At 76.5% G+C, this 19,422-nt stretch carries 2 protein-coding genes; both read right to left on the bottom strand.

The window, feature by feature from the left end; genetic code table 11:
- Nucleotides 1-50: 50 nt before the first annotated feature.
- Nucleotides 51-3,911 carry a type I polyketide synthase gene (locus tag AQJ11_RS14730; RefSeq protein WP_059263344.1) on the bottom strand — a complete coding sequence of 1,287 codons (3,861 nt, stop codon included), beginning with the start codon at nt 3,909-3,911 and terminating at the stop codon, nt 51-53.
- A gap of 93 nt (nt 3,912-4,004) precedes the next feature.
- Nucleotides 4,005-19,406, bottom strand: coding sequence for a type I polyketide synthase (locus AQJ11_RS14735; RefSeq protein WP_059263345.1), 15,402 nt, complete (start codon nt 19,404-19,406; stop codon nt 4,005-4,007).
- Nucleotides 19,407-19,422 lie beyond the last annotated feature (16 nt).

Consider the following 19,422-nt stretch of genomic DNA (forward strand, 5'->3'; position numbering starts at 1 on the left):
GGGCAGCCTTTCGGCCGCCCGCGCCCCTTCTCTTCCGACCGCCCCGGATTTCAGGACGCGACGGTGGACCGGGCCGCCGTGAGCCACGCCTCGACCGCCTCGGCGGTGGTCTCCGCGCGGTCCTCCAGCATCGTGAAGTGCGTGCCGGGCACGTCGGCCGGCTCGTGCTCCGTGGGCCAGCTCGCCCGCCAGTCGTCGCTGCCGGCGGCGAAGGACTCCGTGGGCCGTACGAACAGCACGGGCGCCGCCAGGGCGCCGGGCAGGCAGTGCTGGATCAGGTCGCTGTAGCGGCTCATGGCGGCGAGGCGGGCGGTCCCGAAGCCCCCGAGGGACGACTCCCGGTCCAGCATGCCGTCGAACATCTGCCGCCACAGGTCGTCCTTGCCGTCGTCCCCGGGCAGATAGGTGTCCAGCAGCACCACGCCGGCGGCCGGCTGTCCGGCCTTCTCCATGATCTCGGCCGCCGCGTGGGCGAACTGACCGCCGGAGGAGTAGCCGACGAGCACGTACGGCCGTTCGTCCGCGCAGGCCCGGCGGATGCCCTCGACGACCACCTCCACCACCGCGTCCACGGAACGCGGCAGCGCCTCGCCGGGGCCGAAGCCGGGCACCGCGGGCACCACGACGTCCCGGCGGCCGTCGAAGTGCCGGGCGAAGCGGGCGTACTGGTGGGCGCCGCCGAGCGCCATCGGCGAGGGCAGGCAGACGAGCCGTGGGGCGGCGTCGCCGGTGGCCAGCCGCACCGGGTCGGGGACGGCGCCGAACTCGGCCAGGGAGGAGAAGCCGGGCAGGATGTCGGCCACGGTGCGCAGGAGGTCGATGGCCCGCTCCATGCGCCCGTCCGAGGCCGCGCGCCGCACCAGCCCGCTGACGGATTCGAGGTCACCGGCGCCGGCCGGGCCGGGAGCGCCGCCCGCCAGGTGCCCGCGCAGGGCGGCGGCGAGAGCGGCCGGGGTGCGGTGGTCGAAGACGGCCCCGGCCGGCAGGGTGCTGCCCAGGGCGGCGCCGAGGGCCCCGCGGAGTTCGGCCGCGGAGACGGAGTCCATGCCGATCTCCAGGAAGACGGCGTCGGGCTCGACGGCCTCCGGTCCCGGGTGCCCGAGGATCGCCGCGGTCTGGGCCCGGATCACCTCGGTCAGCAGCGCCTCCTGTTCGGCCGGCGGGGCACCGGCGAGCCGTTGCCCGAGCGGCCTGGCGTCCACGGGCGCGGCGGGCGACGCGGGTTCGGCGGCCGGAAGGGCGGTGAGGGCCACGTCCGCGTTCAGCCAGTACCGCTCGTGCCGGAACGCGTAGGTGGGCAGGTCCACGCGGGCCGTGCCGGGGAAGAGCGCCGCCCAGTCGGGGGCGAGGCCGTCGGTGTACAGACGGGCGAGACCCGTGAGGAGGGCCACGGGCTCGCTGCCGTGGCGCCGGCCGAGGGCGACGAGGACGGCGCCGTCGGCCGCCGGGCACGCGCGGACGAGGCCGGTGAGCACGGCGTCCGGGCCGACCTCCACGAAGCGGCCGACGCCCGAGGCGGCGAGGGCCGTGACGGCGTCGGCGAAGCGGACCGTCTCCCGCACGTGCCGCACCCAGTAGCCGGGGTCGCACAGCTGCTCGCCGTCGACGGGGCGCCCGGTGAGCGTGGACACCAGCGGGATGCGCGGCTGATGGAACGTCAGCTTCTCGGCGACCGCCCGGAACGCGTCGAGCATGCCGTCCATCAGGGGCGAGTGGAAGGCGTGCGAGACGGTGAGCCGCTTGGTCTTCGCGAAGCCCTCGGCGGCGGCGAGCACCGCCGCCTCCTCGCCCGAAAGCACCACGGAGGACGGCCCGTTGACCGCGGCCAGCCCGACGCGGTCGTCCAGCAGCGGCCGTACCTGCTCCTCGCCGGCCTGTACGGCGACCATCGCGCCGCCCTCCGGCAGCGCCTCCATCAGCCGGCCGCGGGCGGCGACCAGGGTGCAGGCGTCGTCCAGGTCGAGGACGCCGGCCACATGCGCGGCGGCGATCTCCCCGACGGAGTGCCCGGCCAGGACGTCGGGCCGCACGCCGAAGGACTCCAGCAGGCGGAACAGGGCCACCTCGAAGGCGAACAGCGCCGGCTGGGCGTACCCCGTGCGGTGGACGGCGTCGGCGTCGTCGCCGGCCAGCAGTCCGGCGAGGTCCAGGCCGAGCCGGGCGTCGACCGCGTCGAAGGCGTCGGCGAACACCGGGTAGCGGGCGCGCAGTTCGAGGCCCATGCCGAGGCGCTGGGCGCCCTGGCCGGTGAACAGGAACGCCGTACGGGTGCCGGTCCGCGCCCTGCCGGTGGCGGCCGTGGGGGCGGGGGTACCGTCGGCGAGCGCGCGCAGTCCGGCGAGAAGCTGGTCCCGGTCGGTGCCGGTGACGGCCGCGCGGTGGTCGAAGGCGGTGCGCCGGGTGCCGAGGGCCCTGGCGACGGCCGCCGGGTGCAGCTCGGGCCGGTCCGCCAGGAAGGCGTGCAGGCGCTCGGCCTGCGCGGGCAGGGCCGCTGCCGAGCGGGCGGACAGGGGCCAGACGACCGCCGGGGCGTCCGGTTCGGCCTCCGCCGGCTCCTGCGCGGGCGCCTCCTCGATGATGGCGTGGGCGTTGGTGCCGCTGATGCCGAAGGAGGACACACCGGCCCGGCGCGGACGGTCGGTCCGGGGCCAGGGCCGCTCCTGCGTCAGCAGGCGGACCTGCCCGGCGTCCCAGTCGACCTTCGTGGACGGCTGATCGACGTGCAGGGTCCTCGGCAGCACCCCGTGACGCATCGCCATCACCATCTTGATGACGCCCGCGACACCGGCGGCGGCCTGCGTGTGCCCGATGTTCGACTTCACCGACCCCAGCCACAACGGCGCGTTCGCGGAGCGCTCCTGCCCGTAGGTGGCCAGCAGCGCCTGCGCCTCGATCGGGTCACCCAGCGTCGTCCCCGTACCGTGCGCCTCCACCACGTCCACGTCCGCCGCCGACAACCGGGCCGACGCCAACGCCTGCCGGATCACCCGCTGCTGCGACGGACCGTTCGGCGCCGTCAGACCATTGGACGCCCCGTCCTGGTTCACGGCCGAACCCCGCACCACCGCCAGCACCGGATGCCCGTTGCGCCGCGCGTCCGACAGCCGCTCCAGCACCAGGACGCCCAGTCCCTCGGAGAAGCCGGTGCCGGCCGCGTCGTCGGCGAAGGAGCGGCAGCGCCCGTCCGGGGAGAGGGCGCCCTGCCTGCTGAACTCCACGTACGTGCCCGGCGAGGCCATCACCGTCACTCCCCCGGCCAGCGCCAGGGTGCACTCGCCCTGCCGCAGCGCCTGCGCGGCCAGGTGCAGCGTGACGAGCGACGACGAGCAGGCGGTGTCCACGCTGAGCGTCGGCCCCTCCAGGCCGAGGGTGTAGGCGACGCGGCCGGAGACGATGCTGCCCGAGCCGAAGCTGCCGAAGTAGTCGTGGTACATGACGCCCGCGAACACGCCGGTGCGGCTGCCGCGCAGCCCGGCGGGGTCGATGCCGGCGTTCTCCAGGGCCTCCCAGGAGCCTTCGAGCAGCAACCGCTGCTGCGGGTCCATGACGAGGGCCTCGTTCGGGCTGATGCCGAAGAACGCGGCGTCGAAGTCCCCCGCGTCGTGCAGGAACCCGCCCTCACGGGTGCGGGAGCGGCCCGGCACGCCCGGCGTCGGGTCGTACAGGTCCGGGTCCCAGCCGCGGTCGCCGGGGAACGGGGTGATGCCCTCCGCGCCGTCCGCGACCAGCCGCCACAGGTCCTCCGGGGACCGCACTCCGCCCGGGTAGCGGCAGGCCATGCCGACGATCGCGATCGGTTCCCGGGCCGCCGCGGTCAGCGCGCGGTTGCGTTCCCGCAGCCGCTCGATCTCCTTCAGCGAGGCGCGCAGCGCCTCGACCATCCTGGTGTCCGGCTTCTCGGACTCGGCCATGGTCCTCTTCCTTGTCGCGGGCGTCGTCACAAGCCGTGCCGTCCCGGCGCGGCTTCACCGCGCGTGGTCCCGGCGCGGCTTCCCTGCTCGGCGTCACAGCGCGTCGTCGTCGCCGACGAGGTCGTCGAGCGCCATGCTGATCAGGCTCTCGGCGTCCATGGCGTCGATCGGCGCGCGGCCGTTTCCGCCGTCCTGCGCCGGCTCCGGCGCGGGCCGCAGCCCGGCGAGTTCGAGCAGGCTGTCCAGCAGGCCGGCCTCGCGCAGCCGCCCCACCGGGATGGCGGCGAGCGCGGCCCGCACGGTGTCCTCCTCGGCGCGCGGGCCGCCGCCGGTACGCGGGGCCAGCTCACCGGCCAGGTGGTCGGTGAGCGCGGCCGGCGTGGGGTGGTCGAAGACGAGCGTGGCGGTCAGCCTGAGGCCGGTGGCCTCGTTGAGCCGGTTGCGGAACTCGACGGCGGTCAGCGAGTCGAAGCCGAGGTCCTTGAAGGGCAGGCCGGCCTCGAACTCCTCGACGCCGAGCACCGCCCGGGCCTCGTCGCGCACCAGCCGCAGCAGCCGTTCGGTCCGCTCCTCGGGCGTGAGCGCGGCCAGTTCGCGGCGCAGCGCCGACGCGGCGGCCGACGCCCCGGGCCCGGTCCGGCGCGGCGCCCGCACCAGGGAGCGCAGCAGCGGGGCGACCCGGGCGGCCTCGCGCGGGGCGAGGTCCAGGCGGGCCGGCAGCAGGAGCGGTTCGGCGCGGCCCACGCCCGTGTCGAACAGGGCGAGCCCCCTCTCCGCGTCGAGGGCGAGCACCCCGCCGGAGGCCATGCGGCGGGCGTCGGTGTCGCCGAGCCGGTCGGCCATGCCGCCGCTGCCCGCCCAGGCGCCCCAGGCCAGCGAGAGCGCGGGCAGGCCGAGCGACCCGCGGTGGGCGGCGAGGGCGTCGAGGAAGGTGTTGCCCGCGGCGTAACCGGCCTGGCCGGGGCTGCCGAGCAGGCCCGCCGCGGAGGAGAACAGCACGAACGCCGTCAGGGGCCGCTCCCGGGTCAGTTCGTGCAGGTGCCAGGCGGCGTCCAGCTTGGGCCGCAGGACCGCGTCCAGCCGCTCGGGGGTGAGCGAGGTGAGGACGGCGTCGGCGAGGACGCCCGCGGTGTGCACGACGGCGGAGACCGGGTGTTCGTCCAGGACGCGGGCGAGGGCGGCGCGGTCGGCGGCGTCGCAGGCGACGACGGTCACCCGGGCGCCGAGCGCGGTGAGTTCGTCCCGCAGGCCGGCCGCGCCGGGCGCGTCGGGTCCGCCGCGGCTGAGCAGCACCAGCCGCTCGGCGCCGTGCGCGGTGACCAGGTGCCGGGCGACCAGCCCGCCCAGGGCGCCGGTGCCGCCGGTGACGAGGACACCGCCGGAGAAGTCGGCCGGGGCGGGCTCCGCCAGGCGCGGCGCGCGCACCAGCCGGGGCACGCTCAGCCCGCCGTCCCGCAGGGCCAGTTGGGGTTCGCCGGAGGCGACGGCGGAGGGCAGCAGCCGGCGGGAGGCGTCCGTGTCGTCCAGGTCGGCGAGGACCATCCGGTCGGGGTGTTCGGTCTGGGCGGAGCGGATCAGGCCCCACGCGGTGGCGGCGCCGGGGTCGGTGACGTCCCCGGGGCCGGTCGCGCCGCGCGTCGCCAGCACCAGGGTGGTGTCGGCGAACCGTGCGTCGGCCAGCCAGTCCTGCACCAGGGTGAGCAGCCGCCGGACGCCGGCCCGGGCCGCGTCCGGACCGTCGCCGCCGGTGTGGACGACGACCAGGGTGTCGGGGGCCTGCCCGGCGGCCTCGGCCAGGTCGTCGGCGACGGCCACCTCGGCGACCTCGCCGGCCAGGGCGCCGGCCAGTTCCCGGTGGCCGGGGCCGAGGACGGTCCACCGCCCGGCCTGCGGGGCCGCGGGAACGGAGACGGGCACCCAGTCGAGAGCGAACAGGTCGTCGTGTCCCCCGCTCGCAGCCGCGGCGATCCGCTCCGGGTCGACCTCCCGCAGCGACAGGGACGCCACGCGCACCACCGGCCGGCCGGTCTCGTCGGCGGCCTCGATGCGCACCGCGCCGGTGCCCGCCGGGGCGATCCGCACGCGCAGGGCGGTCGCGCCCGGCGCGTACAGCTCCACGCCGTTCCAGGCGAAGGGCAGCGTCATGCGCTCCTCGGCTCCGGCGCGCAGCCCGATGGCGTGCAGGGCGGCGTCGAACAGCGCCGGGTGCAGGCCGAACGCGGCGCCGTCGGTGGGGACGGCGACCTCGGCGTACGCCTCCTCGCCGTGCCGCCAGGCCGCGCGCAGGCCCTGGAAGCGGGGCCCGTACTCGGCGCCCAGTCCGGCCAGCCGGTCGTAGACGCCGTCCAGGTCGACCGGTTCGGCGCCGGGCGGCGGCCAGGCGGTGAGGTCGTGGCCGGGCCTGTCCCCGGCGGGGCGGAGCGTGCCGGTGGCGTGGGTGGTCCACGGGTCGCCGTCGACCGCGGCGGCGTACACGCGGAAGGCGCGGGCGCCGGTCGCGTCGGGTTCGCCCACCGTGCACTGGAGGCGGACGGCGCCGTCCTCGGGCAGCGGCAGCGGTTCGGTGACGGTCAGGTCCTCCACCGTGCCGCAGCCGACGCGGGCACCGGCGGCGAGGGCCATCTCGACGAAGGCGGTGCCCGGCAGCAGCGGCACCCCGCCGACGCTGTGGTCGGCGAGCCACGGGTGGTCGGCGAGGGAGAGCCGGCCGGTGTGGAGGGTGCCGTCGGCGCCGGCGAGTTCGACGGCGGTGCCGAGCAGCGGGTGGTCGGCCGCCGGGCGGGGCAGGCCGACGTCGCCGGTCATCCAGTAACGGCCGCGCTGGAAGGCGTAGGTGGGCAGGTCCGAGCCGTCCCGGTGGCTCAGCAGCGGCGCCCAGTCGACGGCGCGGCCGTGCACGTGCAGGGCGGCGAGCCCGGTGAGCAGGGCTTCGGTCTCCTCGCGGTCCTTGCGCAGCAGCGGTACGACGGCCGTCCCGTCGGGCAGGCACTCGCCGGCCGCGGTGGTCAGCGCGCTGCCCGGGCCGACCTCCGCGAAGTGCCGTGCGCCGGCCGCGTACAGGGCGGTGACGGCGTCGGCGAAGCGGACGGCCTCACGGGCGTGCCGCACCCAGTACTCGGGCGTGGACAGCTCCTCGGGGGTGGCCGGGGCGCCGGTGAGGGTGGAGACCAGCGGGATGCGCGGCGTCCCGTACGACAGGGAGGCGGCGACCTCGCGGAACCCGGCCAGCATCGGCTCCATCAGCTCCGAGTGGAAGGCGTGGCTGACGGCCAGTTCCCTGGTGCGCTCGAAGCGGGCGGCCAGGGCGCGGGCGGGGCCGGCGGGGCCGGAGACGACGACGGACGTGGGCCCGTTGACGGCCGCGATCCCCACGCCGTCGCCCAGCAGCGGCGTGATCTCGTCCTCGGTGGCGCGTACGGCGATCATCGCGCCGCCCTCGGGCAGGGCCTGCATGAGGCGTCCCCGGGCGGCGACGAGCGTGCAGGCGTCCCCCAGGTCGAGCACGCCGGCGACGTGGGCGGCGGCGAACTCGCCGACGGAGTGCCCGGCGACGAGGTCGGGCCGGACGCCGAACGACTCCAGCAGCCGGTACAGGGCGACTTCCAGCGCGAACAGGGCGGGCTGGGTGTACTCGGTGCGCCCCAGCAGTTCGGCGGAGTCCAGGACGTCGGCGAGCGGCCGGTCCAGCAGCGGGTCGAGCCGGTCCCGGACCTCCTCGAAGGCGGCGGCGAAGACGGGGAACGCCGCCGCGAGGCGGGTGCCCATGCCCGGCAGCTGCGAGCCCTGACCGGAGAAGAGGAAGGCGAGCCGGCCGTCGGTGGCGGTGCCGAGGACGCCGGACGGCGGGGTACGGCCCTCCGCCAGGGCCCGGACGCCCGCGGTCAGTTCGTCGCGGGTGCGGCCGAGGACGGCGGCCCGGTGGCCGAGCCGGGTGCGGGCGTGGGCGAGCGCGCCGGCGAGGCGGTGCGGGTCGGTGTCCGGGGCGGCGGCCAGGTGCTCCAGCAGCCGGGCGGCCTGGGCGCGCAGGGCCTTCGGGGTGTGACCGGACAGCAGCCACGGCACGGTGCCGGTCGGCGGTGCCGGAGGCTCCTGGGCCGGTTCTCCGGCGGGCGGCGCGGCTTCGATGATCACGTGGGCGTTGGTGCCGGAGATGCCGAAGGAGGAGACGCCGGCGCGGCGCGGGCGGCCCGGGTCGGGCCAGGGGCGGTTCTCGGTCAGCAGCCGGACGTTGCTCCCCTCCCACTCCACGTGCCGGGAGGGCCGGTCGACGCCGAGGCTGGCCGGCAGGGTCTCGGCGCGCAGGGCCTCGACCATCTTGATGACACCGGCGACACCGGCGGCGGCCTGGGTGTGCCCCAGGTTGGACTTGACCGAGCCGAGCCACAGCGGGCGGTCCTCGGTGTGCTCGGCGCCGTAGGTGGCGATCAGCGCCTGGGCCTCGATGGGGTCGCCGAGGGTGGTGCCGGTGCCGTGCGCCTCGACCACGTCGACCTCGGCCGCCGGGACGCCGGCCGCCTGGAGGGCGCGGCGGATGACGCGCTGCTGGGCGGGGCCGTTGGGGGCGCTGATGCCGTTGGAGGCGCCGTCCTGGTTGACGGCGGTGCCGCGCAGCACGGCGAGGATCGTCCGGCCGTTGCGGCGGGCGTCGGAGAGCCGTTCCAGCAGCAGGACGCCGGCGCCCTCGCCGAAGCCGGTGCCGTCGGCGGCGTCCGCGAAGGGCTTGCAGCGGCCGTCCCGGGACAGGCCCCGGTGCCGGCTGAACTCCACGAAGGTGCCCGGGGTGGCCATGACGGTCACGCCCCCGGCCAGCGCCAGGGAGCAGTCGCCCTGCCGCAGCGCCTGCGCGGCCAGGTGCAGCGCCACCAGCGAGGAGGAGCAGGCCGTGTCGACGGACAGGGTCGGGCCCTCCAGGCCGAGGGTGTAGGCGACGCGGCCGGAGACCACGCTGCCGGAGCCGAAGCTGCCGAAGTAGTCGTGGTACATGACGCCCGCGAACACACCGGTGTCGGAACCGCGCAGGGTGGCGGGGTCGATGGAGGCGCGCTCCAGCGCCTCCCAGGAGGTCTCCAGCAGCAGCCGCTGCTGGGGGTCGGTGACCAGGGCCTCCTCGTCGTCCATGGCGAAGAACGCCGGGTCGAAGTCGGCGGCGTCGTACAGGAAGGCGCCGTGCCGGGTGTAGCTGGTGCCGGGCCGGTCCAGGGTCGGGTCGTACAGGTTCTCGACGTCCCAGCCGCGGTCGGTGGGGAACTCGCCGATGGCGTCCCGGCCTTCGGCCACCAGTCGCCACAGGTCCTCCGGGGAGGCGATGCCGCCGGGGAAGCGGCAGGCCATGCCGATGACGGCGATCGGCTCGTCGGCGGCGGTGTCCCGGGCGGCGGTGGGGGCGGTGGCGGCGGCGAGGGTGCCGGTGAGTTCGCCGAGCAGGTGGCGGGCGAGTCCGGCGGGGGTGGGGTGGTCGAACACGAGGGTGGCGGGCAGCCTCAGGCCGGTGGCCGCGGAGAGCCGGTTGCGCAGTTCGACGGCGGCCAGCGAGTCGAAGCCGAGTTCCCGGAAGGCCAGGGTGCGGCCGACGTCCTGGGCGGAGCGGTAGCCGAGGATGGTCGCGACATGGCTCTGCACGAGCTCGGTGAGGAACGGTTCGCGCTCCGCCTCCAGCAGCCCGGCGAGCCGGTCCCGCAGCCCGTCGGCGCCACCGCCGGCGCCCGGCCCGGTGGCCGCACCGGCCCGCCGTACGGGGACCAGGGCGCGGAACAGCGGGGCCAGGCCCTCCCCTTGTGCGCGCAGGGAGGCCATGTCCAGCTTCACCGGCAGCACGGCGGGGTCGGCGCCGCGCAGGGCGGCGTCGAAGAGGGCGACGCCCTCCTCGGTCTCCAGCGGGGCGACACCGCCGCGTGCGATGCGCGTGAGGTCCGTCTCGTCGAGGGTGCCGGTCATGCCGCCCGCCTGCGCCCACAGGCCCCAGGCCAGGGAGTGGGCGGGCAGTCCGAGGGTACGGCGGTGTACGGCGAGGGCGTCGAGGTAGGCGTTGGCGGCGGCGTAGTTGGCCTGGCCCGGCGAGCCCAGCGTGGCGGCGGACGAGGAGAACAGCACGAACGCCGCGAGGTCCAGGCCGGCGGTGAGTTCGTGCAGGTTCCAGGCGGCGTCGGCCTTGGGCCGGAACACCGTGTCGATCCGCTCCGGCGTCAGGGAAGTGAGCACGCCGTCGGCGAGGACGCCGGCCGCGTGGATCACGGCGGTCAGCGGCCGGTCGGCCGGTACGGCGTCCAGCACGGCGGCGAGCGCGGCCCGGTCGGCGACGTCGCACGCGGCGCTCGTCACCTCGGCGCCCAGCGCGGCCAGTTCGGCGACGAGGTCGTCAGGAGCACCGCTACGGCTCACCAGCAGCAGGTGCCGCACGCCCCGCTCGGCGACCAGGTGCCGGGCGAAGATCCGCCCGAGGGCACCGGAGGCGCCGGTGAGCAGAACGGTGCCGCGGCCGAGGCCGGAACCGTCCCCGGTCTCCTCGTCGTCGGCGGCGCCGTCGGTGACGCGGGTCAGCCGGGGCACCTGCCAGGTGCCGTCGCGGTAGGCCAGGTGGGGCTCGCCGGTGGCGACGGCCTCGGCGAGGCGTCCGGCGTCCGGCTCGTCGCCCGCCTCGGCCTCGACGAGCACGATCCGGCCGGGGTTCTCCGACTGGGCGGAGCGGACCAGGCCGCCGGCCGCGGCTCCCGCGGGGTCGGTGCCGGTGACCACGACCAGGGTGGTGTCGGCGGTGGCGAGCGCGGGGCGCAGCCGGTCGAGGACCGTGTCGACGGCCGCCCGCGCCTCGGCGGCGCTCGTTCCGGCCGGGGCGCGCACCACTTCCGGTGCCGTTTCGGCGGGCGGGGCCGACGGGGCCGGCACCCAGGTGACGCGGTACAGCGCGCCCGCGCGGGCCGAACGGGCCGCGGCGGCCAGGGCCTCGGTCCGCAGGGGCCGCAGGGTGAGCGCGTCGACGGTGGCGACCGGCGCGCCGGTGGGGTCGGCGAGCGTGAGCGAGACGGTGCCCTCGCCGGTGGGCCGGACGTGGACGCGCAGCGCGGTCGCGCCGGTGGCGTACAGCCGTACCCCGGACCAGGCGAACGGCAGCAGGGCCTCGTCGCCGGCGGCGTTGGTGAGGCCGACGGTGTGCAGGGCGGCGTCCGACAGCGCGGGGTGCAGGGCGAAGCCGTCGGGGGCCGCGTCGGTCGCGACCTCGGCGTACAGGCCGTCCGGGGTGCGCCAGGCGGCGCGCAGGCCCTGGAAGAGGGGGCCGTAGCCGAGGCCGAGGGCGGCGAGTTCGTCGTACAGGCCGTCGAGCGGTACCGGTTCGGCGTCCCGCGGGGGCCAGGCGGTGAGCGGGGCCGGGTCGGCGGGCAGGGTGCCGGTGGGGGCGAGCAGGCCGTCGGCGTGCCGGGTCCAGGGCAGGTCCTCGTCGGGGTCCTCGGGCCGGGACCAGATGGTGACCGGGCGGGTCTCCCCCTCGGGCGGGCCGACGGTGACCTGGAGCTGGACGGCGCCGTGGTCGGGCAGGACCAGCGGTGCGTGCAGGGTGAGTTCGGCGATGTCGCCGCAGCCGGCCTGGTCGCCGGCGCGCAGCGCGAGTTCCAGGTGCCCGGTGCCGGGGAAGAGCAGCCGGCCGCCGACCCGGTGGTCCTCCAGCCAGGGCTGGGTGCCCGGGGAAAGCCGGCCGGTGAGGACGACGCCTTCGCTGTCGGCCCGTATCATCGCGGCGCCGAGCAGGGCGTGGTCGGTCGGGTCGAGGCCGGCGGAGGTGACGTCGGCGCCGCTCGCGGTGGAGTCGAGCCAGTACCACTCGCGCTGGAAGGCGTAGCCGGGCAGCGGGACGCGGCGCGGCCGGCGGCCCTCGGCGACGGCGGTCCAGTCGACGCCGGCGCCGTGGGTGAACGCCTCGCCCAGGGCGGTCAGCAGCCGGTCCCGGCCGCCTTCGTCGCGGCGCAGGGAGCCGACGGCGGCCACGGCGTCGTCGGTCTCCTGGATGCCGACGGTGAGCACCGGGTGCGGGCTGGACTCGATGAACAGGTGGTGCCCGTCGGCGACGGCGGCGCGCACGGCCTGTTCGAACAGTACGGTGCCGCGCAGGTTGGTGTACCAGTACCCGGCGCCGAGTTCGGTGGTGTCGAGCGGGCCGCCGGTGACCGTGGAGTAGAACGGCACCTGGGTGGCGCGCGGTGCGATGCCGTCGAGGTCGTCGGCGAGGCGCTCGCGCAGGGTCTCGACGTGGGCGCTGTGGGAGGCGTAGTCCACGGGGAGCCGCTTGGCGCGTACCTTCTCCTGCTTGAGCCGCGCGAGGAGTTCGTCCAGGGCGTCGGCGTCGCCGGACACCACCGTGGAGGCGGTGCCGTTGACGGCGGCGACGGACAGCCGGCCGTCCCAGGCGGCGAGCCGGGCGCGGACCGCGTCGGCGCCCTCGCCGACGGACATCATGCCGCCCGAGCCGGACAGCAGTTCGGCGATGGCCCGGGACCGCAGGGCGACGACGCGGGCGCCGTCCTCCAGGGACAGCGCCCCGACCGCGCAGGCGGCGGCGATCTCGCCCTGGGAGTGTCCGATGACGGCGGCCGGGGTGACGCCGTACGCGCTCCAGGTGTGCGCGAGGGACACCATCACGGCCCACAGCAGCGGCTGGACGACGTCCACGCGGTCCAGGTCGCCGCGCAGTTCGGTGGCGAAGTCCCAGTCGGTGTACGGCGCGAGCGCGGCGGCGCACTCGGCCATGCGGGCGGCGAACACCGGTGATTCTTCGAGGAGTTCGGTGGCCATGCCGGACCACTGGGAGCCCTGGCCGGGGAAGACGAACACGGGCCGGGCGCGGCCGGGCGCGGTGCCCTCGGCGAGGGTGCGGGCGGTGCCGCCGTCGGCCAGCGCCGCGAGGGCGCCGCGCAGTTCGGCCGTGTCGGCTCCGGTGATCGAGGCCCGGTGCGGGAAGCGGGCGCGGGTGGTGGCGAGGGTCCAGCCGATGTCGGACGGGTCGAGCCCGGGGTGGGTGTCGAGGTGGCCGAGGAGCGCGGCGGCCTGACCGGCGAGCGCGGCGGGCGTCTTGGCGGTGAGCAGCCACGGCACGGCGAGGCCCTGCGGGCCGGTGCGGTCCGGTGCGGCGGGGGCGGGCGGGGCCTGTTCGAGGATGACGTGGGCGTTGGTGCCGCTGATCCCGAAGGACGACACGCCGGCCCGGCGCGGCCGGCCGAGCCGCGGCCAGTCCCGCTGTTCGGTCAGCAGCCGCACCTGTCCGGCGTCCCAGTCGACCTTCGTGGACGGCCGGTCCACGTGGAGGGTCTTCGGCAGGACGCCGTTGCGCATCGCCATGACCATCTTGATGACACCGGCGACACCGGCGGCGGCCTGGGTGTGCCCGATGTTGGACTTGACCGAGCCGAGCCAGAGGGGTTCGGCGCGGTCCTGGCCGTAGGTGGCCAGCAGCGCCTGCGCCTCGATCGGGTCGCCCAGCGTCGTCCCCGTGCCGTGCGCCTCCACGACGTCGACGTCGGCGGTGGTGAGGCGGGCGTTCTCCAGGGCTTCGAGGATGACGCGTTCCTGGGAGGGGCCGTTGGGGGCGGTGAGGCCGTTGGAGGCGCCGTCCTGGTTGACGGCGGTGCCGCGGACGACGGCCAGCACCTCGTGGCCGTTGCGGCGGGCGTCGGAGAGCCGTTCCACGACCAGGACGCCGACGCCCTCGCCCCACACGGTCCCGGCCGCCGCGTCGGCGAAGGCGCGGGTGCGGGCGTCGGGGGCGAGCGCGCCCTGCCGGCTGAACTCGATGAAGGTCTCCGGGGTGGCCATGACGGCGACGCCGCCGACCAGGGCGAGCCCGGACTCGCCCTGCCGGAGCGACTGGGCGGCCAGGTGCAGCGCCACCAGCGAGGAGGAGCAGGCGGTGTCGACGGACAGCGACGGGCCCTCCAGGCCGAGGGTGTAGGCGACGCGGCCGGAGATGATGCTGCCGGAGCCGAAGCTGCCGAAGTAGTCGTGGTACTGGACGCCGGCGAACACACCGGTGCGGCTGCCCTTGAGGCTGTGCGGGTCGATGCCCGCGTTCTCCAGCGCCTCCCAGGACGCCTCCAGCAGCAGCCGCTGCTGCGGGTCCATCACGAGGGCTTCCTTGGGGCTGATGCCGAAGAACGCGGCGTCGAACGCGCCCGCGTCGTGCAGGAATCCGCCCTCGCCGACGTAGGATGTGTCGGGGCGCTGCCGGGCGGGGTCGACGACGCGGTCGACGTCCCAGCCCCGGTTGGCGGGGAACGCGCTGATGGCGTCGGTGCCGTCGGCGACCAGCCGCCACAGGTCCTCCGGGGTGCGGACGTCGCCCGGGTAGCGGCACGCCATTCCCACGATCGCCAGCGGCTCGTCCGCGCGGGCCCTGGCGGTACGGCGTCCACGGCGGGCCCCGGTCCGGGCGCCGTCGTCGACCAGGGTGCCGAGGTGGGCGGCGAGCGCTTCGGGCGAGGGGTGGTCGAAGACCAGGGTGGCGGCGAGCCGCCGGCCCAGCTCGGCGGAGAGGGAGTTGCGCAGTTCGATCGCGGCGAGCGAGTCGAAGCCGAGGTCCTTGAAGGCCCGGTCGGTCTCCACGCTCTGCGGGTTCGCGTGCCCGAGCACGGCGGCGACATGGGTGCGGACCGTGTGCAGCAGGGCCTCGGCGCGCTCCTCGTCCCCGAGGGCGGCCATGCGCTCGGCGAAGCCGGCGTCGGTGCCCTGGGCCACGGCCTCCCGGCGCACCGGGCGGCCCGCCAGCGCGCGGAAGACGGGGGCGAGGCCGCTGCCCTGGGCGCGCAGCGCGGGCAGGCCGAGCCGCACCGGCGCCAGGGCGGCACGGCCGGCGCGCAGTGACCGGTCGAACAGGGCGGTGCCCTCCTCGGCCGACAGGGCGGTCATGCCGCCGCGCGCCATGCGGGCGCGGTCGGTCTCGTCGAGGGAGCTGGTCATGCCGCCCGACGGGGCCCACGGGCCCCACGCCAGGGACAGCGCGGGCAGGCCCTGGGCGCGGCGGTGCGCGGCGAGGGCGTCCAGCAGGGCGTTGGCGGCGGCGTAGTTGCCCTGGCCGGGGGCGCCGACGGTGCCGGCGACGGACGAGAACAGCACGAACGCCGAGAGGCCGCCGGTGAGTTCGTGGAGGTGGAGGGCGCCGAGCGCCTTCGGCGCGAGGACGGTGTCGATCCGCTCGGGGGTGAGCGAGGCGACGACACCGTCGTCCAGGACGCCGGCGGCGTGGACGACCGCGGTGAGCGGGTGCTGGGCCGGGATGCCGGCGAGGACGGCGGCGAGGCCGTCGCGGTCGGCGACGTCGCAGGCGTGGGCGGTCGCGGTGGCGCCGAGGGCGGCGAGTTCGGTGATCAGGTCGTCGGCGCGGCCCGACCGGCTGAGCAGGGCGAGGTGCCGGACGCCGTGGGCGGTGACCAGGTGCCGGGCGATCACCGGGCCGAGGCCGCCGGTGGCGCCGGTGATCAGGACGGTGCCCTCGGGGTCGATCTCCGAACCGGCTGGTGCGTCGGGTACTTCGGCGCGCACCAGCCGGGCGGCGTGGGCGGTGCCGGCCCGGACGGCGATCTGCGGTTCGCCGGAGGCGAGGACGGCGGGCAGGACGGCGTCGGCGTCCGCGCCGGGTTCGAGGTCGAGCAGGACGAAGCGGTCCGGGTTCTCCGACTGCGCGGACCGCACCAGGCCCCAGACGGCCGCGCCGGCCAGGTCGGGGACGTCCTCGCCCGCGACGCCGACCGCGCCGCGGGTGACGACGGCCAGCGGACGGGGGTCGTCGTCCTGGAGGGCGGCGAGTGCGACGCGCAGCGCCTCGCGTACGGCGCCGGCGTCGCTGCCGGGGGTGCTGTGCAGCACCCGGTGGGCGGTGTCGGGGGCGTCGGCGTCCAGGGGCAGCGGCTGCCAGTCGAGGGTGAACAGGGCGTCGGCGGTCGTGTCGCGGGCGGCGCGCAGGTTCGTGAGCGGGCGGGAGGCGAGCGAGGTGACCGTGGCGACGGGGGCGCCGGTGGCGTCGGCCAGGTCGACGGCGAAGGCGTGGTTCCCGGTGGGCACCAGCCGGGCCCGCAGCACGGAGGCGCCGACGGCGTGCAGGGTGACGCCGGCGAACGTGAACGGCAGCCGGGCGGTGTCGTCGGCGGATCCGTCGCCGAGCAGGGCCAGGGCGTGCAGGGCGGCGTCGAAGGCGGCCGGGTGCAGGCCGAAGCGGGGCGCGTCGGCGGCGGGCCGCTCGGGCAGCCGTACCTCGGCGTAGAGTTCCTCGCCGCGCCGCCAGGCGGCGGTCAGGGCCTGGAAGGCGGGCCCGTACGCCAGTCCGGCGGCGGCGTGCCGCTCGTACAGGCCGTCGGTGTCGAGGGGTTCGGCGTCCTCGGGGGGCCAGACGTCCAGGCGGCTGCCGGGGGTGCCGGTGTCCGCGGTGAGGAGGCCGGAGGCGTGCAGGGTCCACGGCTCGTCGGCGGGCAGACTCTCGGCGCGGGCGTACACCTGCACCGTGCGGGCGCCGGACGGGTCGGGTGCCCCGACGGCGACCTGGACGCGCACGCCGTCGTCCGGGGGCAGCACCAGCGGTACTTCGAGGGCGAGTTCCTCCAGGCGTCCGCAGCCGACCTGGTCGCCGGCGCGGACGGCGAGTTCGACCATGGCGGTGCCGGGGACGACGACGGAGCCGCCGACGACGTGGTCGGCGAGCCAGGCGTGGGTGCGCACCGACAGCCGGCCGGTGAGCACGGCGCCGTCGGAGTCGGCGAGCACGGTGGCCGCGCCGAGCAGCGGGTGGTCGGCGGGGTCCAGGCCGGCGGAGCCGACGTCGCCGACGGGTGCGGCGGTCTCGGGCCAGAACCGCTCGCGCTGGAAGGCGGTGGTGGGCAGGTCGACGGTGCGGGCGCCGGTGAACAGCGCGGTCCAGTCCACGGCGGCGCCGCCGGTGTAGAGCTGGGCCACGGCGGTGAGCAGGGTCTCGGTCTCGTCGCGTTCGCGGCGGGTGGCGGCGGCGAGTACGGCGTCGGTGCCGGTGCCGTCGGTGGCCAGGCACTCGCGGGCCATGGCCGTGAGCACGGCGTCCGGGCCGAGTTCGAGGAAGCGGGTGACGCCCTCGGCGGCGAGGGCGCGTATCCCGTCGTGGAAGCGGACCGCCTCGCGCACGTGCCGCACCCAGTAGTCGGGGCCGGCGATGTCCTGGGTGGCGAGGGCGCCGGTGACGTTGGAGACGACGGGGACGGTGGCGCGGTGGTAGGTTAGGGACTCGGCGACCGCCCGGAACCCGTCCAGCATCGGTTCCATGAGCGGCGAGTGGAAGGCGTGCGAGACCGTCAGACGGCGGCTCTTGGCGAAGTGGGCGGCCACCGCCTCGGCCTCGGCCGCGTCCCCGGAGATCACCACGGACTCGGGGCCGTTGACGGCGGCGATGCCGACCCGCTCGGTGAGCAGCGGGCGGACCTCCTCCTCAGAGGCGCGCAGGGCGATCATCGCGCCGCCCTCGGGCAGCGCCTGCATGAGCCGGCCGCGCGCGGCCACCAGTGTGGTCGCGTCCTTCAGGTCCAGGACGCCGGCCACGTGGGCGGCGGCGATCTCGCCGATGGAGTGCCCGGCCAGGTAGTCGGGCGTGAGCCTCCAGGACTCCACCAGCCGGTACAGCGCGACCTCGAAGGCGAACAGCGCCATCTGGGTGCGGGCGGTGCGGTGGAGCGGCTCGGGGTCGTCGCCGAGGACGAGGTCGCGCAGTTCGTCGTCGCCGAAGAGCGCGCAGATCTCGTCGAAGGCGCGGGCGAAGACGGGGAAGTGCGCGTGCAGCTGTCGGCCCATGCCGGCGCGCTGGGCGCCCTGCCCGGTGAACAGGAAGGCGGTCTGTCCCTTGCGGACCCGGCCCGAGGCGGCGGCCGGACCGCCGTCGGCGACCCGGGTCATGCCCGTCAGGAGCGTGTCCCGGTCCGGGCCGAGGACCACGGCCCGGTAGGGGTGGGCGGTGCGGGTGGCGGCCAGCGAGTGCGCCACGTCCACCGGGTCGGACGCGCCCGCGGCGGCCACCAGGCGGGCGGCCTGTTCGCGCAGGGCGCGCTCGGTGCGGCCGGAGACCACCCACGGCACCAGCGGCGGTGCCGTACGCGGCTCGGTCTCGGCCGGTTCCCCGGCGGGGGCCTCTTCCAGGATGGTGTGCGCGTTGGTGCCGCTGGCGCCGAAGGAGGAGACGGCGGCGCGGCGCGGACGGCCGGGGTCGGGCCAGGGCCGGTTCTCCGTCAGCAGCCGGACCTGGCCCTGGCCCCAGTCGACCTTGGTGGACGGCTCGTCGGCGTGCAGCGTCTTCGGCAGGACGCGGTGCCGCATCGCCATGACGGCCTTGATGATGCCGGCGACACCGGCCGCGGCCTGGGTGTGCCCGATGTTGGACTTCACCGACCCGAGCCACAGCGGGGTGTCGGCGGGCCGGTCCTGGCCGTAGGTGGCGAGCAGCGCCTGGGCCTCGATCGGGTCGCCGAGCGTGGTGCCGGTGCCGTGTGCCTCCAGCAGGTCCACGTCGGCGGCGGTGAGCCGGGCCCCGGCGAGCGCGGCGCGGATGACGCGCTGCTGGGACGGTCCGTTGGGGGCGGTCAGGCCGTTGGAGGCGCCGTCCTGGTTGACGGCGGAGCCGCGGACGACGGCCAGCACCTCGTGGCCGTTGCGCCGGGCGTCGCTGAGCCGTTCCAGCACCAGCATGCCGGCGCCCTCGCTCCAGCCGGTGCCGTCCGCGGTGTCCGCGAAGGACTTGCAGCGGCCGTCGGGGGCGAGGCCGCGCTGCCGGCTGAAGGCGATGAAGTTGCCCGGCGTGGCCATGACGGTGGCGCCGCCCGCGAGGGCGAGGGTGCACTCCTTGTCGCGCAGCGCCTGCACGGCCAGGTGCACGGCGACCAGCGCGGAGGAGCAGGCGGTGTCGATGGTGACCGCCGGGCCCTCCAGGCCCAGGGTGTAGGAGATGCGGCCGGAGATCACGGCGGCCAGCACGCCGGTGCCGAGCGCGGCCTCGCTGTCCTCCGGCATCCTCGCCAGCAGGTCCTTGTAGTCCTGGCCGTTGGTGCCGGCGAACACCCCGATCCGGGCGCCGTGCGCGGAGTCGGGGGCGATGCGGGCGCGTTCCAGTGCCTCCCACGACACCTCCAGCAGCAGCCGCTGCTGGGGGTCCATCGCGACCGCCTCGCGGGGGCTGATGCCGAAGAAGTCCGGCTCGAACCCGGCCGCGTCGGACAGGAACCCGCCGCGCGTGACGTAGCTCTTGCCGGTGGCGTCCGGGTCGGGGTCGTACAGCGCGTCGATGTCCCAGCCCCGGTCGTCGGGGAAGTCCCCGATGGCGTCGGTGCCGTCGTGGACGAGCCGCCAGAACTCCTCCGGGGTGGTCACGCCGCCGGGGAAGCGGCAGCTCATCCCGACGATGGCGATGGGTTCCCGGTCCTGGGTCTCCACCTCGCGCAGCCGCTGCCGGGTCTGGGCCAGGTCGGCGGAGACCCGCTTGAGGTAGGAGAGCAGCTTTTCGTCGTTGGTCATCGGGTGTCGCCACTCC

It is taken from the genome of Streptomyces corchorusii (assembly GCF_001514055.1).
Classification (GTDB): Bacteria; Actinomycetota; Actinomycetes; order Streptomycetales; family Streptomycetaceae; genus Streptomyces; species Streptomyces olivaceoviridis.